Annotated in this window: 21 protein-coding genes; 2 read left to right on the top strand and 19 right to left on the bottom strand. The window is 59.4% G+C overall.

The window, feature by feature from the left end:
• Both VNL17_08700 and VNL17_08695 read right to left on the bottom strand, forming a co-directional pair.
• Positions 1–2344: vitamin B12-dependent ribonucleotide reductase (locus VNL17_08700; GenBank protein ID HXI84153.1), on the bottom strand; the 2344-nt coding region annotated here is incomplete at its 3' end.
• A 421-nt stretch (positions 2345–2765) separates the two neighbouring features.
• The gene (locus tag VNL17_08695; protein ID HXI84152.1) at positions 2766–2918 is read right to left on the bottom strand and encodes a hypothetical protein; all 153 of its coding nucleotides are present in this window, start codon (positions 2916–2918) and stop codon (positions 2766–2768) included.
• Positions 2919–2970: 52 nt separating this feature from the next.
• Here VNL17_08695 and VNL17_08690 point away from each other — a divergent pair, with 52 nt between their 5' ends.
• Together VNL17_08690 and VNL17_08685 are read left to right on the top strand one after the other, a co-directional pair.
• Entirely contained in the window at positions 2971–3906 is a 936-nt protein-coding gene (locus VNL17_08690) for a hypothetical protein (protein ID HXI84151.1), read from the top strand.
• Between the two features lie 831 nt (positions 3907–4737).
• On the top strand, positions 4738–5367 hold the full coding sequence (locus VNL17_08685; GenBank protein HXI84150.1) for a methyltransferase domain-containing protein: 630 nt from the start codon (positions 4738–4740) through the stop codon (positions 5365–5367).
• Here VNL17_08685 and VNL17_08680 read toward each other — a convergent pair.
• From VNL17_08680 to VNL17_08600, 17 genes are all read right to left on the bottom strand, one after another.
• A complete protein-coding gene (locus VNL17_08680; GenBank protein ID HXI84149.1) occupies positions 5361–7436 on the bottom strand; it encodes a hypothetical protein in 2076 nt (691 codons plus the stop codon). The genes VNL17_08685 and VNL17_08680 overlap by 7 nt on opposite strands.
• Positions 7433–7894 (bottom strand): hypothetical protein, encoded by a 462-nt coding sequence (locus tag VNL17_08675; protein HXI84148.1) that lies wholly within the window; start codon positions 7892–7894, stop codon positions 7433–7435. The genes VNL17_08680 and VNL17_08675 overlap by 4 nt, the downstream gene beginning before the upstream one ends.
• Positions 7895–7964: 70 nt before the next feature.
• Positions 7965–10883 (bottom strand): phage tail protein, encoded by a 2919-nt coding sequence (locus tag VNL17_08670; GenBank protein HXI84147.1) that lies wholly within the window; start codon positions 10881–10883, stop codon positions 7965–7967.
• Complete coding sequence (locus VNL17_08665) at positions 10880–11473, bottom strand: hypothetical protein (protein HXI84146.1); 594 nt, start codon at positions 11471–11473, stop codon at positions 10880–10882. The genes VNL17_08670 and VNL17_08665 overlap by 4 nt, the downstream gene beginning before the upstream one ends.
• Positions 11473–12960 (bottom strand): hypothetical protein, encoded by a 1488-nt coding sequence (locus VNL17_08660; protein ID HXI84145.1) that lies wholly within the window; start codon positions 12958–12960, stop codon positions 11473–11475. Before VNL17_08660 ends, VNL17_08665 begins: the two co-directional genes overlap by 1 nt.
• Positions 12957–14156: a hypothetical protein gene (locus VNL17_08655; protein HXI84144.1), complete on the bottom strand. Its 1200-nt coding sequence runs from the start codon at positions 14154–14156 to the stop codon at positions 12957–12959. The genes VNL17_08660 and VNL17_08655 overlap by 4 nt, the downstream gene beginning before the upstream one ends.
• 53 nt (positions 14157–14209) lie before the next feature.
• A complete protein-coding gene (locus VNL17_08650; GenBank protein HXI84143.1) occupies positions 14210–15280 on the bottom strand; it encodes a hypothetical protein in 1071 nt (356 codons plus the stop codon).
• Positions 15281–15522: 242 nt separating this feature from the next.
• Positions 15523–15897, bottom strand: coding sequence for a hypothetical protein (locus VNL17_08645; GenBank protein ID HXI84142.1), 375 nt, complete (start codon positions 15895–15897; stop codon positions 15523–15525).
• A 67-nt stretch (positions 15898–15964) separates the two neighbouring features.
• Positions 15965–16750, bottom strand: coding sequence for a hypothetical protein (locus tag VNL17_08640; protein HXI84141.1), 786 nt, complete (start codon positions 16748–16750; stop codon positions 15965–15967).
• A gap of 39 nt (positions 16751–16789) precedes the next feature.
• On the bottom strand, positions 16790–17323 hold the full coding sequence (locus VNL17_08635; GenBank protein HXI84140.1) for a hypothetical protein: 534 nt from the start codon (positions 17321–17323) through the stop codon (positions 16790–16792).
• Positions 17320–17862: a hypothetical protein gene (locus VNL17_08630; protein HXI84139.1), complete on the bottom strand. Its 543-nt coding sequence runs from the start codon at positions 17860–17862 to the stop codon at positions 17320–17322. Before VNL17_08630 ends, VNL17_08635 begins: the two co-directional genes overlap by 4 nt.
• 121 nt (positions 17863–17983) lie before the next feature.
• The gene (locus tag VNL17_08625) at positions 17984–18460 is read right to left on the bottom strand and encodes a phage protein Gp36 family protein (protein ID HXI84138.1); all 477 of its coding nucleotides are present in this window, start codon (positions 18458–18460) and stop codon (positions 17984–17986) included.
• Positions 18461–18522: 62 nt separating this feature from the next.
• Positions 18523–19542 carry a hypothetical protein gene (locus VNL17_08620; protein ID HXI84137.1) on the bottom strand — a complete coding sequence of 340 codons (1020 nt, stop codon included), beginning with the start codon at positions 19540–19542 and terminating at the stop codon, positions 18523–18525.
• Between the two features lie 22 nt (positions 19543–19564).
• Positions 19565–19930, bottom strand: a complete 366-nt coding sequence (locus VNL17_08615) for a hypothetical protein (protein HXI84136.1) — start codon at positions 19928–19930, stop codon at positions 19565–19567.
• Between the two features lie 35 nt (positions 19931–19965).
• Positions 19966–21093 (bottom strand): hypothetical protein, encoded by a 1128-nt coding sequence (locus VNL17_08610; protein ID HXI84135.1) that lies wholly within the window; start codon positions 21091–21093, stop codon positions 19966–19968.
• 450 nt (positions 21094–21543) lie between these two features.
• On the bottom strand, positions 21544–23070 hold the full coding sequence (locus VNL17_08605; GenBank protein ID HXI84134.1) for a DUF935 family protein: 1527 nt from the start codon (positions 23068–23070) through the stop codon (positions 21544–21546).
• A 27-nt stretch (positions 23071–23097) separates the two neighbouring features.
• Positions 23098–23493 carry a hypothetical protein gene (locus VNL17_08600; protein ID HXI84133.1) on the bottom strand — a complete coding sequence of 132 codons (396 nt, stop codon included), beginning with the start codon at positions 23491–23493 and terminating at the stop codon, positions 23098–23100.
• Positions 23494–23538 lie beyond the last annotated feature (45 nt).

Raw genomic sequence — 23538 nt, 5'->3', positions numbered from 1 at the left:
CTTCCTTCGCGGCCTTTTCAGCGGGTGTGTCGCCGCCGTTCCGCGACGTGTTGAGCGGCTGCGAGCGTTTCGAGCCGTCGCGATAGATCGCCACAGCCTTCAACCCGAGTTTCCAGCCTTCACTGTAGCTGTGCATGATCTCTTCCACGGTGGACTCCTGCGGCATGTTCACCGTCTTGGAAATCGCCCCGCTAAGGAACGGCTGGGCGGCCGCCATCATCTTGAGATGCGCCATGTATTGGATGCTGCGGCGGCCCTTTGCGGGCTTGAACGCGCAATCGAACACGGCGAGATGCTTTTCCTGCAGGTGCGGCGCGCCCTCGATCATGTCGTTTTCGTCAATATACTTCACGATATCGACCACCTGTGACTCGGTATAGCCGAGTTTCTTTAGCGCCATCGGCACCGTGCGGTTGACAATCTTCAACATGCCGCCGCCCGCCAGCAACTTGTACTTCACGAGCGCGATGTCCGGCTCGACGCCCGTCGTGTCGCAATCCATCATGAACGCGATGGTGCCCGTCGGCGCGAGGACGGTGACCTGCGAATTGCGGTAGCCGAAACGCCGGCCCAGTTCCACGGCCTCATCGCCGCAACGCTGCGCGGCGCTACGCAGGTAATCCGGGCAGCTGGAGTGGATGCGTTTCACCGCATCGCGGTGCATTTCCATGACCTCCAACATCGGCTCGCGATTCTTCGCAAACCCTTCAAACGCGCCAATCTTCTCGGCAATGCGCGCCGATTGCGTGTACGCGTGCAGGTGCATGATGGCGGTGATGGCACCGGCCAGGCCCCGGCCTTCATCGCTGTCGTAGGGCAGGCCCATCGACATGCTGAGGGAGCCGAGATTGGCGAAGCCGAGGCCGAGCGGGCGGTACAGGTGGCTGTTGAGCCCGATTTGTTCCGTGGGATAGCTCGCGTTATCGACGAGGATCTCCTGGGCGGTAATGAAAATCTCCACCGCCGCCTTGAAGCGCTCAACATCGAACACGCCATCCGCGCGCACGAACTTCATCAGGTTCAGCGACGCAAGGTTGCAGGCGCTGTTGTCGAGGAACATATATTCACTGCACGGGTTGCTGGAATTGATCGGCGCCGTGTTCTTACAGGTGTGCCAGCGCTGAATGGTGTCTTCGTACTGCATGCCGGGATCGCCGCAGGTCCACGTCCCCTCCGCGATGCCGCGCATCAGCTCACGCGCCTTGTAGGTTGGACCAGGCCTGTTTGCGTCCGTGACCCAATGGGTCGTCCAATCCTTGTCGTCGAGCACCGCGCGCATGAACTCGTCAGTGACGCGCACGCTGAGATTTTCATTTTGGAAGGAGACGGAACCATAGGCGTCGCCGTTGAAATCCCCCGCGTATCCCTGCTCGATGAGCGCCCACGCCTTGCGTTCTTCGTTCTGCTTGGCCTCGATGAAATCCTTGATGTCCGGGTGCCAAACCTTCAGCGTGTTCATCTTCGCGGCACGGCGCGTCTTGCCGCCCGATTTAACCACGCTGGCGATCGCGTCGTAAACCTTGAGGAACGACAGCGGGCCGCTGGGGCGGCCACCGCCAGAGAGTTTTTCGCGGGAACTGCGCAGCGACGAAAGATCCGTGCCGGTGCCGCTGCCGTACTTGAAGAGCATCGCCTCGCTGCGCGCAAGTTCCATGATATCTTCCATCGTGTCGCCGATGGATTGAATGAAGCAGGCGGAGCATTGCGGGTATTCGTACTGTGTCGAGGCGCGTTTGACGGCCTTGGTGGCCGTATCGTAATAGAAGTTCCCTGCCCCGCTGTGTTTGCCCACGCCGTATTGGGAGAAGAGGCCGCAATTGAACCAGACCGGCGAGTTGAAGGAACCGTACTGGTTGACACACAGCCAAGTCAGCTCGTCATAAAAGGTCTCGACATCCTTGTCGCTGGCAAAATAGCCATCACGTTTGCCCCAATCAGCAATCGTGCGCGTGACGCGGTGGACGAGCTGGCGGACACTGTGTTCGCGGGCGGTGGTTCCGTTCTCGCCATAGAAGTATTTCGAGACGACGACTTTCGTGGCAAGGATCGACCAAAACTTCGGAACCTCAACATTTTCCTGCTTGAAGATGACGCGTCCGGTGTCGTCCGTGATTTCCGCCGTGCGTTGCTCCCATTCGATCTCGTCGAATGGCTTCACGTCCGTACGGCTGAACACGCGCGCCACGACCGCGCCATTTTTCCTGGGTTCGTGAGATTGAGCACCGCGCTTGGCGCGTTTGATTGTGGTGTCGGTTGAACTCGGCATATCCATCTCCGAATCCTTGCGGGACAGTTTGCCCTTGCCCGCGGAAAGTTCCCCCACACTCTGCTTCAAGTTGATCACGTTACCCCTCCTTAACGACCTAACGGTTAACGACTAACAGCGGCAACACTTCCGTCGACAACCACTGCTAATAGTGAGGGTCTTACTATATGACCCCATATATAGTGTTACAAGTCAAAAGTACGCCCAAACCAATATATTTCAAATTTGCGTAAATCTCCCGCAGACCATCATCGGTTCTGAGCAATCGAAAAAAATGCCGACTGCTGCCCCGACTGGAATCCGCCTTCACCGTGGTATCACTCGCCTCAAAAACCACCCTCCAACTCGGTGAACTGAGTCGCGATTCTAGCGAGTGCTTTTCCCGGCGCAAGTTCTTTCAATTCGAAATGGAAAATATTTTACTTGAGTCGCAAGTGGGATGTGAATTCGTTTCATTTTGACGGTCATTTACCCATCTCGAACCGAGGCGATAATCGAATCACCTTGCGATGACGGAACGGCCCTTGCTAAAATAACGTGTGGCGAGCTTCGGCAGAAGAATTTGCGCACCGACGGAGAAACGGATGCGAATACCGCGAACACGTTCGATGGTGAAAGGAGGCAGGACTTCCTGCGGGTATTTGTTCTGCATTCTCGCAGGCCTGTTCGTTCTTGGACATCCGTTACATCTCAGGGCCGATACCTTGACGCTGAATTCCGGCGAGGTGCTGGAGGGGCAAATCACCTCGGAAACAGAGACCCAGGTCGCAATCGAAGTGTCCCTTTACCGCGGCACGATCTTCACCACGAGGCAGGTGGATAAGTCTGACATCCGGTCCATCACCCGCGAGAGCATGGGGCAAAAGCAGGAGAAGGCGGCGTACGAGTCCCTGGCGAAATACGCGCTCAATCCCAACCAGGAGCTGACGAAAGACCAGTACGCAACGGGAATTGCCGCTTTTGAAAAATTCCAGGCAAAGTATACGAACTCGACCTATACGGCGGAGATCAGCAAGCGAATCGAGGATTGGCAAGCGGAGGCGAGCAATGTGTCGAGTAGCAAGGTCAAGTTTGCCGGCGCGTGGATGAGTCCCGAAGAAAAGAAGGTGCGAGCGGCCCGAGAGGCGTTGCAATCCCTCAAGAGCCAGCTTGCCGACCTGGAGGCGCAGCGGGCCAAACTCGCTGCCTCTATCGCGACGACACAAAGTAAACTGGCCGCAGCACAAGCTGGGACCGCTGGAAGTTCCGGTGGACGACATGATTTGGCTGGTCGTCTGACGGCGGGCGTTACCACTCCGCGGACCGAGGAAGCAACGACCGGTCAGAGTCCGGGTCCCGATCCCGAAAAAATCCGACTGCAGCGCGATGTAACGCTCTACCAACAGCAGATTGGTCAGGAGCAGGGAACGCTGACGTCTCTCGATGCGAAGATTAAAGATATTCAAACGCAAATCCCACAACGGGAGCAGGATATTAAGGTGGCGAGCGCACAATCGTCGGAAACTCCGGGGCAAGCCAAGCCTACCGCGACTCAAAATGCGCCAGCGAAGGACACACATCCGAAGCAACAAACTCCTCCGCCCGATCCCGAGCCACCGCCTCCCTGGTACACCCGAGTATTAAATTGGTTTCACCGGTAGGAACGGGCGAGTCGACGGCGCTGGGTTCGGCAGATGAATAGCCGGTTGTTTCTTACGACGTGCCTTTGTGCCGGGTTGAATTGACGACTGCAGCTATCGCGTTTCGTTCGAATTCTCTCGACTAACACGGTGGTATTTGTTGCACTATGGTCGCTAATAGGCTTTCAGCCCGTAAAGTGTGTCTTCAACTCCCGCCGGTGTGGGCACAAAGAATGAACAGCGTCCCTGCCCGTCATGGCCCTTGGGTGCTGCCGCTGTCGGAAATACGACGACAATGATCGTGAATCTCGGCGAAATCGTTATCTTGTTGATGTTTTTGGCGGGGTTACTTCTCGTCCCCATTGTGGCTATACAATTCATCGGACGCCGCAAACCCGCTTTCAAACCGAGTCTTCAGGAATGCCCGAAGTGCGGGGCTGAGAATCACAAAGCGAAGGAACAGTGTTATTGCTGCGGTCACAGTTTTGGTTTGCCACCGACGGAAGGTCTGGACGCTGCGCTGATTCAGCGAGTGAAGCAGGCGGACGACAGGAAAATGAGACGAGGAGCCGCGGCTCAACCTCCACCGGCAGTTGCCAAGAAACCATCGCCGGCTGAGTCAGCGCTCGAAGAATAGGCCGCACCCAGGCTGGCGCATGAGGTGATCGCGGTTCCGCTACTGCCTCGCGGATGCGCCTCTCAATGCGGGCCTTTGCCAGCAATAAAGTCCAGGTAGAACGAGGCTACCAAGCATACCACAAGCGGGCCGCAGATAATCAACGTATCTAACATATTATTGATGCATACAGAACTTCTCGACGCGAGCCCCGTTTTTTTGGTTGAATCATGGGCATGGCCGATCAAAACGCCGTGTTCGCAACCAGCAATCCCATGCAAATTTCCTTCATCCTCGACGCTATCATTCAACTGCGACCCGAGAGCATCGTGGATATTGGTTGCGGGAGTGGAAAGTACGGAGTGCTGCTGAGAGAGTATCTGCCGAAAGCACGGATCGACGGTGTAGAAGGATTCTCGCCCTATGTCACCGAAGTTCACCGAACCATTTACGACAACATTTTCGAGACGAACGCGCTGGACTTCGCCGCCCAAATGACGCGTGGTTACAATCTCGCGATCATGATCGACATGTTTGAGCATCTCACTCCCGCTGATGGCGAGAGACTGCTCACGCTGTTGAGGACAAGGACAGGCAGCATCTTGATTTCGGTCCCTGTATGCCATCCAACGCAGGAAGCGATTCACGGGAATGCACTCCAAGAGCACCGCGCCCAGTATGACGCGGCAATCCTGCGGAGACTCGGATTCGGTCAGATCTTCCGAATCAGTGGGAGTTACATCGCCTTGTTGGGTCCGATGACAATTCGACTTCGCGGAAAGGCTCTCAAATGCGCTGTGACTGCGTTACTGCCCGAATGGGCCAACCGAGCACTCGCTCCGTTTTCGCGAAAGTTTCATCAGTAAGTAAGCACCGTCGTCGATAGGTCATTGGTTCTATACGCGCCGAGGACGCCGTTGGTGTCCACGCCGATGCACCAGAGGCCATTGGTCTGGTCGCGCACAACCATGAAGGTTTGATTGCTCGCGGCTGTGCTCAAGCCGCCCGCAAGAAACCCAGAGGCGTGGTTGGTCGGATACTCTTTGTCCTTTGTTCCGCTTACCGATCCCATCGCGCGGCCACAAGCCACAAGCCAGTTTTCGTTTGATCCGATAACGATCAGCGCGCCGCCATCCAGTCTTCCAGCCTGATTTGTCCAATTGCCGTAGCTGGCGTACGTCTCATGAAGATGCGGCGTGTTGGTATTGACCTGCGCTTTGCCGTCGCCAAGCAGAATGCGCGGGAACCGAGGATCATTCTCATAGAATTGGTAGCCGCTAAGACCGGTGGAATTATCATCCTGATTGACAATAATTAGACCTCCTCCGGAAGTCGCCGTCGAAATGTTAATGCACAGCTTGTCACCGTTGGCATTCCCAGAAGGTTCTAGGCCGAATGATGCGTGGCCATTGACAGCCGAGCTGTTCAAAAACGAAATAAACTGCGCCCCGGCCTTTGCCCCATCGCGCGTGAATTCCAGGAACTGCTGGTTCGAGCCATCCTGCACCACCAGCTTCGCTTGTGGAGTGACTCCATTGACAGTGGCGTCCAGCCCAAATTGCACGCCGCTGGCGTTCACAGGAAAGATGAAAGTCTGGATGCCTGAATCGCTCGAACCGAACGTGTTGGTATGCGCCGACGCAGACCCTGAAACCTTGATGAAGATTCCCGCGCTGTTGGAGATCATGTTAATCTTACCGCCGAGATCAATCTGGGCGATACCTCGGTTGGTGAGCGTTACTCCGTAGTCAGAGAGGATATTTGATATCGTCAAACTTGATCCGTGCAGGGTGAAGTTGGTTGTGCCATTGAGGACGGTGATGTTCTCAAAGGGCAGCGACGCGAAGCCGACTGTGACGGTGGTGCCGTTGATGGTAGCGATGCTGAAATTGCTGAAGCTGGCCGCGATGACGCCGTTGTTCCAGGAGCCGCCAAGTTGCACGGCGCTGATGGAATTGGTGGACGTGGCGAGGCTGTTGCCGGTGACCGTGCTCCAACCATCAGGAATGCCAGCCGAGTTCAAGTGCACAACAAGGAATTGCCCCGCGCTACCGATGGTGCCGGTGTTGCTGCCGAACGCGGCGAGAACGTTTGTCCCGATGCTCTGGTTGCCGGTGATATTCCCTCCGCCCATCGAGCCGGTGAAGCTGCCGGCGTTCACGTTTCCACTTATCGTCGCATTGCCGCCAACCGCCGCGTTACTGACAATGGTGACGTTGTCGCTGACTGTGACGCTGTTCTTGAACCAGGTTGGGGCGCTGAGTGTCAAGGTCGCGCTGGTATTCAATGTCTGCGGTGCGCTCCAGGTTTGCGATTGCCCTGTCCGCGCGATGGTGCTGTCGGGCACGAGGTAGATCGTCGGCACACCGCCGAGATTGGTGAATGCCAGGTTCACGACCGATGAGGCGTTGGAGAAACCGAACGTGTCGGACACAGTCCACGGCAGGCCGTTGGTGGTCCACGCGTTGGTCGAGCCGAAGCCGCTTTGTGTGGCGACTGAGAAACCGAGCATCGTTCCGAAATCCGTGATGGTAATCAGCGCGGGTGTCTGGTTGGTCAGCCCCTTGATCAGCAAAGTGGGCTGATTGGTGTGGCCGACAAGACCGTACGTTCCGCCGGCGGTATCGAGCACGTTGGTGATGCCGCTGCCACTACCGCCGCCGCCGATAATGCCGATGTTCGCTCGACGGCCGCCGCCCGGCAAGTTCGTGACTGTGAGCGTGATGTCGCTCGCACCAAATTGTGTCTCGTCCACCTCTGCGGTTGTACTGCCGCTGATGATGCGGAACGGAAAGACGTTGCCGGCGAAGGATGAATGCAGAATGACGAAGAATGAAAGGACGGTAAGTGCGGTAGTTAAAGTGCGTGTCGGTTGCCGCGTGAACAACATCGCGGCGTCTCGCATCATTTGAGTGGGTTGTTTGCTCGGCTTCATAGAATCCTCAATTGGCATTTCATGGTGACGGCCACATCGGCGGCCTGGTTGGCGGTGATGATCTTGACGGCAAGCGTCTGGTTGGCGGGAACTACGAGGCCGGAGCCGGGTCCGCCGTTGCCATCGCCGGTGACGGATCGAAGCACGTAGGCACTGCCGGCGTTGAGCGTGTATTGCTGCGATTGGACGTTACCGTTGACGACGAGCTGCGCGACCAGCGCGCTGCCTACAGGGGCGGCGCTTTCGGCGCGGATCTCGACAGCGGTGATCAGTCGTTCGATGGCGATCTGCGAAGTACCGCGCACCTGGTTGTCGCGCACCAGCCCGAAGAACGGCACATCTTTGTCCAACAGGTTCATCTGCGCGATCTTCTGGATCGCGGTGTTGACCAGGGCGTAGGCCGCGGCCGGCGTGAGACCCGGTGGAAGGTCCTCGGTTCCGTTTGCGAGTACGCTCATGAGTGTTCACCACCAGAAAAGAGAGAATTTGCGGTTGCAAACCGCTCCCACGGGTGCAGGAAGGATCTATTCATATTTTCACCACTGTTATTTCGGCTGGGCGTAAAGCGCGAAGCCCGTTCAAGTTTGGATACACCTTCACATCGACACTGGTGGCGAGGCTGCCGCCGTTGTCGGATTCGTTGGTGGCAGCGTCGTAGACATAGCCGACCGATTCGTAGCGGGTCACCAGCTCGTCGGTTACGGGCAGCACTGGCAGCGCTGAGAACAGCGTGATCGTGAGGCCGCTGATCGATTGGATGCGCCCGAAGACCTGTCCCGTGTTTCCGAACACGGCCACGTTGATGAGGTCACCTGGCTGTAGCCCCGCGACATTGCCGACATCGAACTGTTGTGCGCTGTACACCGTGAGCGTGGATGTTTGCACTGTGTCGTGGCGGACGCTGACCGTTGCCGTGCGTTTCAGGACGGCGCCGACCCAAATTTCCACGTCGCACGTATCGATCTCGCTGGGGACGGTCGGATCAAACTCGCTTGGGTTGGTTTCGTAACCGAAGCCGAAGCCCCGGTCGCGCAGCACCCAAGTGAGAGCGATGTCGTCAGTATAGAGCGGCGTCATGATCGCGCCGCGACCGTTGGCGACGAGATTGTCGGCGGGGAATGGCCGGGCCGCACGCGAGACGATCGTGAGTTGCGCAAGGAGCGCATCCGCCAGTGTTGGAGACAGTCGGCTGCCGAACGGAATACCTTTGAGCGACAGCAAGGTATTGATCACCCAGGCCGGCTCCGCGGGCACGCTGTAGCGCGGCTGAATGCGGAAGATCCAGATCGGGCTGTTCGCGGCTGGCGCAGGGACCGGCGTGTCCGAGAGCGGGCCGAAGATACCGCGCAGCCGCCAGGCCGTACCGCCGAGAAAGACCAGCTCGCGCCCCGCGTAAAGCCCGGCTCCAACGCCGCCGCCGACCAGCACAAGCATCTTGTACGCGAACCAATCTGAATCGGACAAAGACGAAAAGCCGCCGATGTCATCGCTGCCCTGGTTGAAATCGATGGACGCCTCTCGATCCATCGCGAACCGCGGGAAGTTCGCGTTGATGACCTTCCCGCCAGCGTGGAAGAACGCCTCGGAATCGATCACGTCGTAATCAACGGGTGGATCCTCGATGGAGGCGTACAGCGCGAGTCCCTCGACATCGGGATCCGGGCGCGCGGCGAAAAGCGTAAACTGTTTTGAACCGTCCTGAGCGAAGTCCCACGGCAACTCGACGGCGTCCTGTAACTGGATTGGGTTGATCGGTGTCGAACCGCCCCCGCCGCCACCACCGCCACCGCCGACCGATTTCACCAGCGCCGGCAAGAAACCGAAAACCTCCGGCACTACATCGATCTCGATTACTTCGTCGCCCATGCCGTGCTCGCGTATGGCCACGATGATCAGGGGTGTGGTCGAGTCGTAACCACGCGGCGGATCGTTGACGACAAATACGTCGCCGAACTGGAGTTGAAATGCGCCGCGTCCGCAGGTGATCGTGTCAGGATTTTTTGGCAGAGTTTCCAGCATCCGCAGACGGGTGCCGATCAACCGCGCGACACCGGCGTTGGTGACCATCGGCAAAGCGATCTCCGTGTTCTTTTCGTCGTTCCCGAAGTCGCCTGCCCCCGGCAGCGAGAGGACCGTGTCGTGGAACTTGCGGGTCACATCGTTGTACTTGACCGTCGTGGATTGCGGGACTTCGTACCAGGAACCTGGACGTTGTTTCAGGCCGAGGACGTCGTCGGCTTCGAGGGTGAGAACGGAAGCGCCGCCACTGAGTAGCCGTAGTCCGATCTGGCCGTTGCTAATGACCAGCGCGCCCTGGACGTTCTTTAGAACGTCCGTAATAAGCTGGCGCGCATCGCCCTTTTCCTTGACCACCCAACTCAGACCCATGTTGAGCAGGGAAAGCGCCGCGCTGCTGAAAGCGGCGGTGTTGATCACGGCAGGATCGAGCGCGATGCCGTGGACGTTGCTGGCGAGCAACTCGTAGATGATGCCCGCCACATTCGCGCCGCCGAGCGCGATCATATTGCTCGTCAGCAGGATCAGCCACTGCGCGGTATTTGGGTCGGAGATCAGCGTGCCGGTCCAGGTGAGCGTGGCCATCAAACCGAAATTGCCCACGGCAAAGGGAGTACCGCTAGCGATCGTGAACGGGCCGCTGCCGGCATCCGATCCATCAAGCACGCTGATGGTGACAGAGGCTTGCGAACTGGTACCGCCGGCCTGCACGGTAAGCTGATAGATGATGCTGGAGTCACCCGTGAATCCAGAATCGTCGGCGGTGAGCACGGGAGTCCCGGACACAACGGCGGCGTTCTGGGGATTGGCCTGCGTCTGCACATTGAAGGCCGTGCCCGGCGGCGAGGCGGGGATGCGGGTCACGCGAAGCGCAACCTGGGCGAGCGTGTCGGCGTTGCCGATGCGGAAACCGCGCGTACCGGTGCGGTCGCCGTGGAAGACTGCGTAGCACATCCCGCGATAGAACGGCGCGTCGGGAATGAATTGGGCCAGGATCGGGTCCTGCGTCTGTGTCGAGAGGCCAAAGTAGAAAGTGATGGTCCCGCGGCTGGCGCTGTCGGTCAGCACGATCCCGCCGATGCCGACAGTGGCCGTGGCGGTTGTGGCTGCCGACGCGATGCTCACGTTGCCCTGCCAGATCAGCGCGTTGTCGTACCAAATCTCCGTGATGCGGTCCACCGGGCCGATACACAGGCCGAGCGCGAAGGTCCGGTAGTCTTTCTCACCGCTGGACACCTGGCCGCCACCCTTGCCCGTCGAGCCGCTGTTGCTGAAGCGGTGATTCGTCCACGCGATCACCGTCCCGCTCAAATCGCGCGTCCCCCACAGCGTCGGCCATGGTGTGCCGAGGATATTGGAAGCGACGGGAGATTGCGCAACCGTGCGGCGATTCGCATTGGTCGGAGCCGAGCCTGCGCCGAGAAAACTCATTGTGAAACTCCTAAACTTCCAACATTCAACGCGGAACGTTCAACGCTCAACTCGGGCTCCAGCAGCCGGTAAATGTATGTCAACGACTGTAGATAGTGCTTCTGGTGCAGTGGCTCCTCGAGGAGGCCATTGCCAGTCAAGTGCACGAACTGGATCGGCGCAACGTTCGCCACCAGGCCGCAATGCGCACCGCTGGTCCCATTCTTGTAAATCAGTACATCGCCGACAATCAGCCACGGCAAGCCGAGCCGGTGGAGTTCATCGTCGGCCTTTCCTCGATAGTTCGCGATACTGTCGCGCTCCCAGACAAGCTGTGCGCGGCCGGTGGCCATGATGCACTGACGTAGCGTTTTCATTTCATCGGCGCGCGCTTCCTGCAGGCGATAGTCGGGGATCGTTAGCTTTGCCGGTAAAGCATCGATGGCCTTGAAGACGTGGACCCAGAACAGGCAATCGCCGCTGACGCCACACCGCATCTCATTTGGCTTCGCACCCGCGTGCCGCCAGCGCGTCCCCTGCCATTTTGCCAACTGTGCAAGCAGTGAGCGCGCGCGATTCGAGCCATAGAAGTATGGTCGGCGCGGTGGCATTATTGCGTCGTCTCCAATGTCGGGTGCTCGATGGGGATGTCCGTGCCGCCGAAGTTTTCGAGGTTGCCGAAGTTGACGGGCTGGCCATCGCCGGCGGTCCAGCTCACGCGGAAATCGTAGGCTGCCTGGCCACTTATTTTGACGATCAACGTGAAACCATTCGCGGCGGTGGGTTGCTGCGCGATCGAAGGTGCGCCCGCGCCATTGTTTGCAAGCGAGAATATGTAGCCCGCGGCGTCCGGGATGCCGGCGCCGCCGACCAGGTCGAATGGCGGATCGGTGATGATCGAGCCGGAGCCTTTTGCGATCCAGGAATAGGTGGTCCAGTCCGCGCCGTTGACGGCGAAGTTGCCGATCTGGGCGGAATTCGTGTGCCCGTAGAGAACGGTCAACTGCGTTGGTGTGATGATCACGCGCGCGGTGCCGGCATTGGTTGGCGGTGTATTGAACAACTGCAGCGCCACGTCGATGTGGCCGGGTGTCGGCGTGCCGGGCGCCGGCGGAACGGTACCGGCGGGAATGTGCTTGGTAACGCAAGTTGAACGGGCGCGGTCGCAACCACCATACGCCGTGACGATGAGCCCCGTCACCGGCAACGGCGGGAACATCTCCAACGTCAGGTCGCCGTAATCCACGCCGAGGGAGGTGCGCCTGGCGCTGGCGATGACGCCGAGCGAGAAACTGAAGTCCAGTCCGCTGACCGGATCTGTCCCGGTAAATTCGACGAGCCCCTGGGCAAACCAGCCATCGGGTTGTACGGCCCATTCGGTAGCGCTGATGACCACGCCGTTGTTCTGCAACACGAAACCGTCGATGCGGACGTTCGGCTTGTCGGCATTGCAGGCAACGGCGGCGGTGTCGGTCGAGAAGAGCGCCTTGGGACAATCGATGCTGAAAACGGGACGCGGCACCGGGCGGATGAACTTCTTCGTGATGTGGTCCCACTTTGTTTCGAGCTTGAGCTTGCCGCCGTCGATCGTCTGCTCCAGGCCCGCGCTGTTGGCGTCGAAGGTGTCATCGCTGTCGAGATAGCCGATGAACGCCACGTCCACGACCGGCACCTGGTTGCCGTGGCCATCGTCCACTGCGACGACGGCGTTGCCGTTGCGATGGACCTTGTAGATCACGATGCCGAAGGTGAGTGGCCACCGGCGACCAACGTAATTGGCAAACGGATCCAACTGCGGATCGACCGTGAGCGTGAGATTGTGCGGATCAAGGTCGGTGCTTTCCTTGCGGAAGACCTGGCTCGCGTCGAATTCAATCGCCGCGGGAATGTAGGTGCGCGACTGGATGCCATCACTCGCGTAGTTCGCGAGGTCGGTGAAGTTGACGCTGCTTTGAAATCCGACCGAGTAGGTCCACGATCCCCAGCCATTCGGCAGGGAGACGCGGCCATCGCGCCGCGCGAAGATGTGGAACAGCAACGCGACCCGTCGCTCGCGCGCGGTCTCCAGGGCGCTCCAAGCTGAGGGGACGGCCCTCATGACGTCAACTCCATCCCCTCGACTGTGCCGCTTGCGATGCCGGCCGTGATGACATCCGTGTATTCACGCTCGAGCTCGGTGAATGTGAGGGTTGCGGTGGACACCAGCGGAGACTGGCATTCGATCTCGATGTCATCGGTTGCGAATTGCACAAGGGGGAGCAGACCAACGAGGGTGGAAGAAGCGGAGAGCGAAGAGCCCACGGCCGAATCAATGCTGACGCGGTTGGCGCCTCCGGAAAGATTGATCACCTGTCGGATCCACCATCGATCCCCGTTGGTAATAAAGATCGCGCGTCGTAGCTGGCCGCCATAATTGAAACGAGAAGTGAAGGAGGAGAAGTTTTTGAGTTGCAACGTGGTATCGCTCGCTCCCACGTCCGCGGAAAGCAGCAGTTCGTTCTTGAAACCCGGCAGCCAGAATCGTTGCCAGCGACCACAACGGTCGTGGAAGAACTGCCAGAGGGTTGCGCGATCCTGGCGTCCGTTACAACCGATGCGATGCGAGATGCGCTGGCGAATGAACTGCCGCAAGGTGGCGAGCGCCTGCCGATTGAACCCTGACGAGACGATGTGTGTGCCCTGACCAATATTCACCTTGGGAGCTTCGCCCCATTCGGCGATGAGCGGCAGCACGGGCAGGCCGAGGTAGGTCGCGGCATTGAGAGTGCCCGGCATCGATGGGGCAGCCGCGTGCGCGAGATCTTCCTCGAAAGTAAGTTCGATTACCGAAGTCTCGCAGGATTGAAGCTCCTCGGCGTACTCATCGATCTGGTATCCGCGCATCATGGGCAAAACCTGGTCGCCGGCTTTGAAAGCGGATTGAAGGGCGGATGAAAGCGTGATTGTGGTAGCGCTAATACTCGCGATTTGGATGCCTTCGCAAGCCGAGTCGTCGAACTTCCACAACACGGCTTCGTTCCGCCAGTCGATGAAGTTCACTGCGGAGACCGATAGAGTCGTTGCGCCGATGGGGGAGTCGGCGGTCAGGTAGATACCTTCCTCACACCAGAGCGGGATGCCGAGGATTGTGCCCGGCGGATTTACTTCGCGGAATGCGTCCCAATTCCGACGCTGATCCTCGTACGGAAGGATGCTGAACTTGATGGAGCGCTGACCGTAGTCGCGCGCGCTGTCGCGCGTAATGCTGCCGGGAATGGATTCACGTTTGATATTTGTGGCGAAAGTGGACTTCAACGTGATTCGTGAATACCAGTTCGCCCTAAATGGCAATATGGTGAGGTTCGGGATCATTCCTGCCGATGGCCTCCCGTGCGTTTGATGTTGCGGGCGACGCGGTGGGCGTTGCGGTCGAGATGATCGGTCAGGTGCTTTTGCATTTCGGTGGTGGCCATGAGGCGGTCGATCTCGGCCGGGCCGAAGGCGAGCAATACGGTTGCGCCGCCGACGCTGACATTCGGAACGATGCCGCCGCCGGCCATGCGCACGGCGATACCACCCTCGGCAAAACCGCGGGTGGGGAGGACGGGGCCGCCACAGGCAAACGTGCGGTGTTCCATTGAAGAGCGGATCGCTTCGCGCGGGATGGAACGTGTGCGCATGGCTTCCATGACGTCGGTGCCGTAGTAGTTGTGCGCGGAAGCGGGTTGCACGTATTCGTTGTGTGACAACCACGCCGGAATTGAATCGCTCGTCTCGCTGCCCGCACCAAACACAGGACCGCCCTCAGCCTTGCGCGTCAGGGCCAGCAATGCACCGACACCGCCCAGCACGGCGGCAATGACGAGCGCCACGCCAACGGAGTTCGCCCCGAACGTGGCGGCGCCCGTGAGCGCAGCAGCGGGGGCGGCGCTGGCGGCGATTTCCGTATTCGCGACGGTCTGCGTTTGGGCGGAGACCTGTGCCTGCGTCAGACCGAGTGCGTGGGCAATCGTCTGCTGGAGCATTATCTGAATGATGCCTTCGAGGACGGACGTGACGAAGCCGGCGAAGGCCTGCTTGGCGTTTGCTGAGCCCTCGATCCACTCAGTCAATGCATGGGCGGACGTGGCGGTGAAATCGCGGAGCGTGTGCGTGGTGAAACCATCCACCTGTTTTTGCAGGTTGCCCCAGTTTTGCAGCATTCTTTCCAATTGCGAGTTGGGCTGTTGCAATTGCGCGACGGCCAGGCCTGGCGCGGGCGGCGGCTTGCCGATTTCTGCGTTGAACGATTTCTGCGCGGTGGTGGCGGCCAGCGTGGTGGTCATCACCTTGTTGGTCGCCTGATCGAGTTGCGTCAATTGGGCCGCCAAAAGCTGGGCATTGCCCTGACCTTCGGTCGTCACTTTCAGGATGATTTCAGCGATGTTGTTGGCAGCCATATTAATTATCCTTTGCCGTCAATTCGCGATGGGAACGCCCTGCGAGAGAAAGGTGGCGAGCAGATTCTCGGCGACAGCGCGTTGTGAATTTCCTTCGATTGCCCGGTGGAGGTCGTCGCAGTATTTTTTCCAGTCACGCGGTTTGGTTATCCATGGCAGGCCCGTGTAAAAGGCGGCTTCGACCAGACCGTGCTGCCAGTTTTTGAAAGCGGCTGTGAAAGTTTCTTCGATTTCATAGTCGGTCAGTTTGTCGGTGTCGTGACCGCGGGCGCGGAGGAAGTCGAGGGCATCGCTGACAACCACGACCGCAGGTTTGCCAGGACGGCCTCCATTATTTTTTTTTGAATTGGGGAATGGTTCAGCGTGAGCGCCTTCTCGACAACGGCGAAGGCGCTGTCTTGAGAGAGGGTGTCGAACCACAATTGATTCGCGGGCGAAACGCCCGCGCTACTGAATTCCACGGAGCGGAAAACAAGAAAGGCCTTGTCGAGGCCGGTGTCGGCCCACTTGATCATGTCGGTGTTGGAGAGGCGCTTGATGATGATGGTCTCGCGGCGTTCGTCGTCATAAATGACTTCGAGCGGCTCGCGGATTGTCGGTTTGATGGTGTCGGTCATATATATGGATTGGCTTTGTTCCCCTCACCCTAACCCTCTCCCCCGCAGGGGAGAGGGACAGGATGCGTTATTTGATTTGGCGCAGGTAACCGAAGGGGTACGTGGCGTCGCCGCTCGGTATGGGCGTGATTTTGAATGATTGTTCGGCCGGTTTGTCGGGACTGAAGTCGAAGTTGCCAGTCGGTTCCAGACGGGATTTGGCCATGTGGCGGAGCCAGACTTGCTCGGCGGCGCGGCCTTCGTTCGGCGGGAGGACCATGTAGAGGTAGAATTCGCCGTAAACGAAGCCGATGTGGGTCTGCGGCCGGTTCTCGACCTTCGTGATCGCGGTCAGGTCGAAAGTCAGGGCCATGGTGTCGGTGACGGAAAACATGCCGCCAGTGAGCGGCTTGACAGCACCGAGTTCGGTGTCGAGATCGTAATCGGTACCGAGCACAGCGGTGGTGCTGGCTTTCTTTACAACGACGTTGGCGATTTCGAAGCCGGCGATCTTGTGCCACATGTCGAGCGCGGCGACGGTGATGTTTTGGGTGGAGGCGGTCGCCGAGGACTGACTGAAAGCGGCCTGGCCGTTGCCGAAGAGCACGAGGTCGAGTGCTTTCGGGTCGGGCGCGTTGCATTTGATGGTGATGGGCAGTTCGAGGCGTTTGATGGGACGGGCTTCGGTGACGAGCGTGCCCGTGGCGCGCGCGGTGCGGAAGTCGGTCGCCTCCAATTCCTGGTTAAAGCTCGAATCGGTGACGTTGCCGAGGTCCAGCAGGACGCCGGCATAATCGCGGTCGAAAAGCGCGACCGCGCCGCCCTGCCAGACATTGCCGACGGTCAGCCGATTGCGGATGGCCAAGTTACTCATTTCTCATTCCTCCGTTTTGGTTTTTGATAATGGTTTCGTTCACAGTTGCACTCGGGTTCGGAACTGAGCTTCGTAGACGGTCTCAGTTGTCGTCTGGCCGAGCAGTTCCAGGCCGACAAAGATGAAAGGTTCGGCGGTCGCGATGGGCGGCCAGCCGCGCAGTTGGCCGGCGGTTGACGGCGGCGAACCGGACGGGCCGACAACGAGGTTGATCATGTCGTACGCGCCGATGATGCCGGGACCGCCGTGGGAAAGTTCCTTGGTGGCGCGCAGCGAGCGGGCGCAGAGGAACAGTGACCAGACGCAGGCGATTTCGTTGCGCGATGTGCCTTGCAGGACGGGTTGGCCGAGGCCGCGCGCACTCTTGAATTCTTCGGATTTGTTAAGAATGCGGTCGAGACGCAGCCAAGCCGACGGCGCGGTCTCGCGGGCAACTGCGAGAAAGACTTCGGATTTTTCGCCGCGGAAGATGTCCACGCGATTGAAGAAACTGCGTGTGTTGTCGTCAGGTCGCCTGGCGGAATTGACTTTCGTGATGACGGCATCTTCGATGTCGATGAGATAATTGCTCATTGGCATAACTCCGCAAGATGGTCATTGATGCATGAGTGAACGAGTTGGTCGGCTTCTGGAGTTAGTTCGTTGCGGTCCCAATCGAATGGGGCGGTGGGCCGGCTTGGGATGCGGATTTCTTTTTTGCGCGCCCAGCCGGGTTCGGAGGCGGAAGCGATCGGGTAACGGAACGTGAGCCATTCCTTGTTTTTTGCCACCACGTCCGCGCCGAATTCGTGGATGGCAAGGAGGTTCCACCCGTTACCGACCGTGAGCGGGCTGCCGACACTGATTTCAGACGGGCCGGTCTGCTGGCCAACGATGGAAGATTGCATCAAGCCGCGGTCGCGTAAGGTGGTGCCGCCGAATGTCTTCGCTCGATACGAGGGGCCGCCTTGCCAGCGATCGTTGGGACCGGCGTCGATGTTGTCGCGCCACATTTGCGCGAGGTCGGAGGCAATTACGGTCAAGAGCGGGTCGAGGTTGTCGAGACCGTTGGTGATGAGATGAAGGCGCTGGCCTTGTTCGTCGAAACCACGTTGTTCGATGGTGAAGGGCATTTGAGGGCTACTTCCTAACTCCGCAGTGATTGCGAAAGTGCAGGCTTGTTTTGCGAGACCCTTCGCTTTCGCTCAGGGTGACAGAAAAGACGAACGGTGTTTTTGTATTTTGCCTCATGCGCTACCAACCTCTCATTCGTCTGCGTTCGAACGTGCCCTTGTGGGGGCTGGTCTCGACGGCGGCGTTGCGGGCTTCGGCGCCGGGGATGGTTTTGCTGGTGCCGATGGTGGCTTTGCCATCGCGGACAGCTTCGAGCCACCGGATGGCGCGGTTGTAGCCATCTTGCACACCGGTGAAGGCTTGCAGGATGTGCGGTTTGTCCTTCATCGCGTAGTACTCGAACATGTCCAGCGCGAAGCCGGCGAGGGTGGCCTTGATGTTGTCGGCGTCGGTGTCGTCGACTTGCAGTGGAAAGATGAGTTTGCCCGAGGTGAGGCTGCTGGCTTCGCCATTGACGCGGGCGATGATTTTGTCGCGGAGGGTGGTGTTCAACGCGCCGGTGGGATTCACGGGGTCGTCGAGCAATTCGATGAGTTGCGCGGGACTGAAATTGTCCGTCACGTCGGCGGCGATCAAGAAGGCGCTGATGGTGGTCATGTTTTATTCCCTCTCACCCTGACCCTCTCCCCCGAAGGGGAGAGGGAATCGGGTTTGGTGGTTTACACGTCGTTGGTCACGCAGTTCTGCAACAGGTAACAAGAATCCTGATTGACCATGAGGACCTTGCGCGTGTGGCCGATGATGTCGGCGACGGCGCCGTAGAGGCCGCCGTTTTCCTCGCCGGGCTGGATCGTGCGGGAGGCGACGAAGACCGGGCCGGCGTTCATGATGTTTCCGTACGCCGTGAGCGCGGTGCCGGGGTACGGCGAGACGGTGGACTGCGGCGCGTCCTCGATGCGGATCGCGGCGAGGTGCTTGCCCCAGATGCGGCTGTAGCTGGCCGTCTGGCCGGGGTTCGCGTTATTCGTGCGCTGCTTGCCCACGAGCACCTGTTTCAACCCAAAGAACGCCGCGACTTCATCCTGGTTGACCTGGCCGCTGACGGCGGCGCGGCTGCCGAGGACGGCCTTGATCGCGCTGACCATTTGTGGATGACGTTGCAGCGGACGCCAAACGGCAAGGCCCATGACGAGGGCGTTCGGCGGGATCAATGGCGTGTCGATCAGGGTCTGAATAATTTTGATCGGCTCGTTGTCCGCATTGTCGAGCATGTCAGTGGTGGCGGCGACGCGCGTGTTGGCCGCTGCGTAATTGGCGGCGGTGAAGACGAGATCACGCGCCTCGAACTCATGCGAGAACCAAAACGTCTCGGTCAACGCCTTGAGTTTTGCCATGCGGACATTCACCGGCGCTTGCAGGATTTGCGGCGGCTGGCCCTCGCTAAGCAGGCTGATGTCATTCGGGTTGACGATCTGCTGGCCATGATCGGCGAGGACATCGCTGTCGGTGGTGAAACTGAAATCCGTCACGGGAATCGTGCCGCGGCGGTTGACCTTCGTGTCCTGCTTGCGCAGATACTCGGCGGGGTCAAATTTCCACCAGTTGAATTTCACATCGGAGATCAACTGCGCCGGGGACGTCGGCGCGATGATGCGCCCGAGCAAATCGGGTGGTTGCACGCCCGCGACGAACGTCGTGAGCTGCGCATTGAGTGTCAGGAGTTGCGGTTCGGATGCCATATGCGTTTTCCTTTGGGTTGCGTTACGGGAGTTTGAATTGCGCGGCGCGGGCCTTCACGACGTCGCCGGCGACGCCGCTTTGGAGGAATTGCACGCCGGTGTAATTGCCAGTCGTCGCGGGGATCCATGCGCCATTCGAATCGGACATGCCGAATTGGAATTCGGTGACCGTGTTGCCCAGGATGACGTAGATTTCGCGATCGCCGTCATCGGTGACAATGGCGACCGTACTGCCCGCGGCGATGATCGTGCCCACGTCGGGGCGTTCACTGAAAACAGGGAACGTCGGCTTCGTGCCATCGGCGGCGGGAACGACCTTGCCGTCCGCGCTGCCTCGGTTAACCGCAAAGCCAAGCTTTACGGCGGTCTCAACGGTTCTGCTCCACATTTGTGTGTCTCCTCTTTTTTGGTTTTTGGTTTTGCCTACTTGAGGAGCGCGGGCTCCTCCCTGGCGATTCGTTCGAGCGCAATCGATTTGGCGCGCACAGGATCTTTGGCGGCGATCGGGGCGATGAGTGGGTCCTTCGCGCACAGCTCCTCAACGCGCTGTTCCCACTTCGCTTTCGGTTTCGTCCCGCCGGCAGCCTCACCGGCGGATTGATCCTGAATGACCCGGCCGAGCAACACGCTCGGCGCTTTCGCTAACAATTCTTTCGTCCAACCCGCGCGATCTTTGGCGAGGCGGCGTTCCCATTCGGCACTCTCGGCTGGCGCGAGAATCCCGCAGCCAACCGCAAAGCCGACAAGCTCCATTCCGATTTCTTCGTCGGACGGTTTGTGAAGCGCGGCCTTTGCGGTTAGCTCAGCGGGTTGGGACGAAACAGATTCCTCGAAGGCAGCAATCAACTCGGGCTCGGTGACGGTGGACGCGTCGAGTTGAAAGTGCGCGCAGAGTTTGGCAATGAGTTCGTAGAACGGGCGTCCCGCCCGTTCCCCGGTTGCGGGAGTGGAAGCGTCCGGGACGGACGCTGCTACAACGTCGGTGCTAATGAGTTCGACTTCGTTCGGGTCAGCGGCGACCAATTCCTGCGGAAGATGCGCGGCGGCGGAAAGCGAAGTCGCATCGCCGAAGAGCGGGCGGTTCACGAAACCGCCGCAGTTCATATAGATACCGACAGCCTCGCCCGTTTCGGGGTCGAGAGGCACGTGCGGCGAAAAGGCCTGGAACTCCGGCGGATCGCCCGTGGTGCGTTCGATGGCCTGGAGCGTGCGCCGCGTGAGACCGATCACGCCGAGGTCGTCATGCCACGCGAACTTCAACGGCCGACCGCTGGCTTCCTTGTCGTCATGGTTATAATCGGTATAGGGCTGGTTCGCGTTTGGCTTCGCGGCGGCAAGCCGACGCGCGGCTTCCATGCGCTTCGCCGAAAGCGCAGACGGATTGACGCGCAATTTCGTCGGCGTACCATCCTCGGCGCTCTGGTCAACCGCGCGGTCGCCTTTCGGCAGGTAAACGATCCAAAGGTCGGCTTGCGCCTCTGGTTTGATGGCTGAGGAAAGGCCGGTCAGGGCGATAACGTTGGGGATTAGTTGCGTTGTCGATTCAGACATGTTGGTCTCCTAAGAACATGGTTGGGACGGCTGTAGTGGCCAGGCTGGTTTGGACTTGAGGGACGCGGAATTCAGAGCGATAATCAGGCGTCATGACGCGGGAGCTGTCTGCGACCATTAGCACGCTCGTCGCAATTGCGACTGTGCTCTTATCGATGTGGCTCAATAAGGTATATGCCCATAGGTACTGGGGTGTCCTCAATGCCAGACAACGCGCAATCAATTCGGGTTCGTGGACCACTACGGATGCGACGCAATACAATGCGAAAATCGCCAGCTGGCGGACGATTGTTCGCCGTGCGAGCGGCGTTGGGTTAATGGTCGTCCTCGGTACGATGCTGTTCAATGGCGCAATGCAATGGCGTCTATTTGTCCACCACAGGCATGATCCTTCCATGACTTGGACCGGACTTTGGGCCCTCGTTCTCATCTCCATTACCCCGTTGCTTCTCATCGTTCAGACCATCCTGTTGACGTGGATGGTGGTGCTGTGGTTGTGGCTTGGGCATTACCTGCGAACCCCACTTTCGCTCGTAGACCCGAGTGTTTGACGTCGAGGCTGGTGTGCGCAGAACCATTGAACGGATTTTCCGGCGCGTCCGGACCGTTATTTTGACTCGGGGTCAGCAGGCGCTCGGTGGTTTCGCCGGGCTGTGGAATGTCGAACTGGGCGTGGGCCCAGGATTCGGGGACGCGCAGGCCGAGGTTGACCAGGGTGTTGACGACATTGGCGAGGGCGGCGATGTCGCGGCGGCTCGCACCGGGTAATTCCATCACGGGATTGTCGGTGGGGTCGGCGAAGTTGAAGTCCATCAACCAACGCAACGCGGTGGCGGTCATCGTTCCCGCGAAGAGGAGAGACGTCCAATCCACCAACTCTTCTGTTTCATCTTGTTGGACTAATCCCAACGAACGCGCGCCGTGGGTGCCGGCTTGCGTGCCGAGTGTCGCGCCGAGAAGGCATTCAAGCGCTTTCTCAGAGCAGTATTTCACGAGCGCTTCCTGCGGGAACGAACTACTGCTGGCGGCGCGCTGGAGATTGACGACCGTCCCCTCATCGAACACGCCGGCGCGGGCGGCGAGGCGGGAGAGATGCAGGAGGATCGCATTACGCTGTTCCTGCGTGGCGTCCTTGTTGCAAAACGCGTGGGCGATATCGACGCCGAAGGTCTCCGCGAGCGTGCTCCAGTCCTTCATCGTGTAGAGGTAGATGAGGAAATACCAGGCGAGCGGACGCAACATCGCGGCGCGCGCAGGATGGCCGCTTTTCGAGAGATGGTGGAAGATGACGAATTTGCGGTCGGGCACGTCGATGTGCAGGGCACGGTTGCGCAGATCGGGGAACAACTGCAACTCGGGCTTGTCCCACCACCAACTCCAGTGGCGATAATTCACCCATGGCATTTCGGCGATGACGACGGCGGCGCGGCGACCCGCTATCTCCCCCATTTGCCAATCGATCTCCGCGCCGCTGACGCCTTTGCCGACCGCGTCGAGGAGATTGAAGGCCGTGCGATGCCAGTTGCGCATCGCGGCGAAGACGTAGTTCGCGAAATCGGCTTTCTCTTTTGCCAGCGCGGGATTCTGCGGATGGTCGGGCGGGACGATGCGCGGATTGCGGCGGGCGGCCTTGAGCTTGTGTTTGTAGAGCGCTAGACGCAGCTCGGGCCATTTCTCTTCCATCTCCTCGAAGAGCGCGAACTGATTGAGCGTGTCGCCGCTGATCGCCGTGGTGAGATAGTCGTCCACCGCTTCGGGCGTGAGGCCGCGGGTGACCTGATTCATCCAGCGCTCTGCCACCTGCGCTTTGACGATGGTGCCGGGCGCCGGAGGAACGGGCGTACTATCTCCGGTGGTGGACTTGCCCGCCGAAGCCAAAGGCGAAGGCGGGTCGACGAGATTGCTCTCGCCGAATTGGAACATTTCCGCACCCGCGCCCTTCAGCGCCTGCCATGTTTTTGTGAGGCGATTGGCCATTTGGTTTCTCGTAAGCGCTCCAACCAGTTAGAAACTTTGGCGCGTGCCTTCGATGACGGTGACGGCGGAGGTGAGGGTCGCCGTCGAGCTATCGAGAATCGCGGAGATGGCTCCCTTGTAGAGCGCGGGGCGTTTCGTGTCCCACGTGCTGCCGACCGTGCCGACGAGGTAATCCTGCTGGCCATTGGTCACGGTGAGGCTGTAACCGACGTCGATGGCGTTGGTGCCGCGCTGGACGATCTTGCAAAACACACGGTCGGCGTTGTCGGTCGCCACCAGCGTCGAACTGGCGCCGACGATATTCAATTTATTCGTGGTGATCGTTGATGCGACGTCCGAGCCGAGCGGGTAGCCGCCTTGCGCGTAGACGTACGTCGCCAGGACGGTTGCAGTGAGCAGGATCGCGCATAGGTGTTTCTTCATTTTATTTCTCCGTTTTTTGTAGCGGCGGTCTATGACCGTCGCGCT

The sequence above is a fragment of the Verrucomicrobiia bacterium genome (assembly GCA_035577545.1).
Lineage (GTDB): Bacteria > Verrucomicrobiota > Verrucomicrobiia > Palsa-1439 > Palsa-1439 > Palsa-1439.
Note: the sequence above shows the minus strand (reverse complement) of the source record. Positions and strands in the feature narration are given on the sequence as shown.

Coding starts and splice junctions, on each gene's coding strand:
- VNL17_08600 (HXI84133.1), bottom strand. CDS start 23,493: ATGAAGAAACACCTATGCGCGATCCTGCTCACTGCAACCGTCCTGGCG.
- VNL17_08640 (HXI84141.1), bottom strand. CDS start 16,750: ATGAGTAACTTGGCCATCCGCAATCGGCTGACCGTCGGCAATGTCTGG.
- VNL17_08610 (HXI84135.1), bottom strand. CDS start 21,093: ATGTCTGAATCGACAACGCAACTAATCCCCAACGTTATCGCCCTGACC.
- VNL17_08670 (HXI84147.1), bottom strand. CDS start 10,883: ATGAGTTTTCTCGGCGCAGGCTCGGCTCCGACCAATGCGAATCGCCGC.
- VNL17_08635 (HXI84140.1), bottom strand. CDS start 17,323: ATGAGCAATTATCTCATCGACATCGAAGATGCCGTCATCACGAAAGTC.
- VNL17_08605 (HXI84134.1), bottom strand. CDS start 23,070: ATGGCCAATCGCCTCACAAAAACATGGCAGGCGCTGAAGGGCGCGGGT.
- VNL17_08680 (HXI84149.1), bottom strand. CDS start 7,436: ATGAAGCCGAGCAAACAACCCACTCAAATGATGCGAGACGCCGCGATG.
- VNL17_08675 (HXI84148.1), bottom strand. CDS start 7,894: ATGAGCGTACTCGCAAACGGAACCGAGGACCTTCCACCGGGTCTCACG.
- VNL17_08665 (HXI84146.1), bottom strand. CDS start 11,473: ATGCCACCGCGCCGACCATACTTCTATGGCTCGAATCGCGCGCGCTCA.
- VNL17_08695 (HXI84152.1), bottom strand. CDS start 2,918: ATGCAGAACAAATACCCGCAGGAAGTCCTGCCTCCTTTCACCATCGAA.
- VNL17_08615 (HXI84136.1), bottom strand. CDS start 19,930: ATGTGGAGCAGAACCGTTGAGACCGCCGTAAAGCTTGGCTTTGCGGTT.
- VNL17_08630 (HXI84139.1), bottom strand. CDS start 17,862: ATGCCCTTCACCATCGAACAACGTGGTTTCGACGAACAAGGCCAGCGC.
- VNL17_08620 (HXI84137.1), bottom strand. CDS start 19,542: ATGGCATCCGAACCGCAACTCCTGACACTCAATGCGCAGCTCACGACG.
- VNL17_08650 (HXI84143.1), bottom strand. CDS start 15,280: ATGGCTGCCAACAACATCGCTGAAATCATCCTGAAAGTGACGACCGAA.
- VNL17_08685 (HXI84150.1), top strand. CDS start 4,738: ATGGCCGATCAAAACGCCGTGTTCGCAACCAGCAATCCCATGCAAATT.
- VNL17_08625 (HXI84138.1), bottom strand. CDS start 18,460: ATGACCACCATCAGCGCCTTCTTGATCGCCGCCGACGTGACGGACAAT.
- VNL17_08660 (HXI84145.1), bottom strand. CDS start 12,960: ATGAGGGCCGTCCCCTCAGCTTGGAGCGCCCTGGAGACCGCGCGCGAG.
- VNL17_08645 (HXI84142.1), bottom strand. CDS start 15,897: ATGACCGACACCATCAAACCGACAATCCGCGAGCCGCTCGAAGTCATT.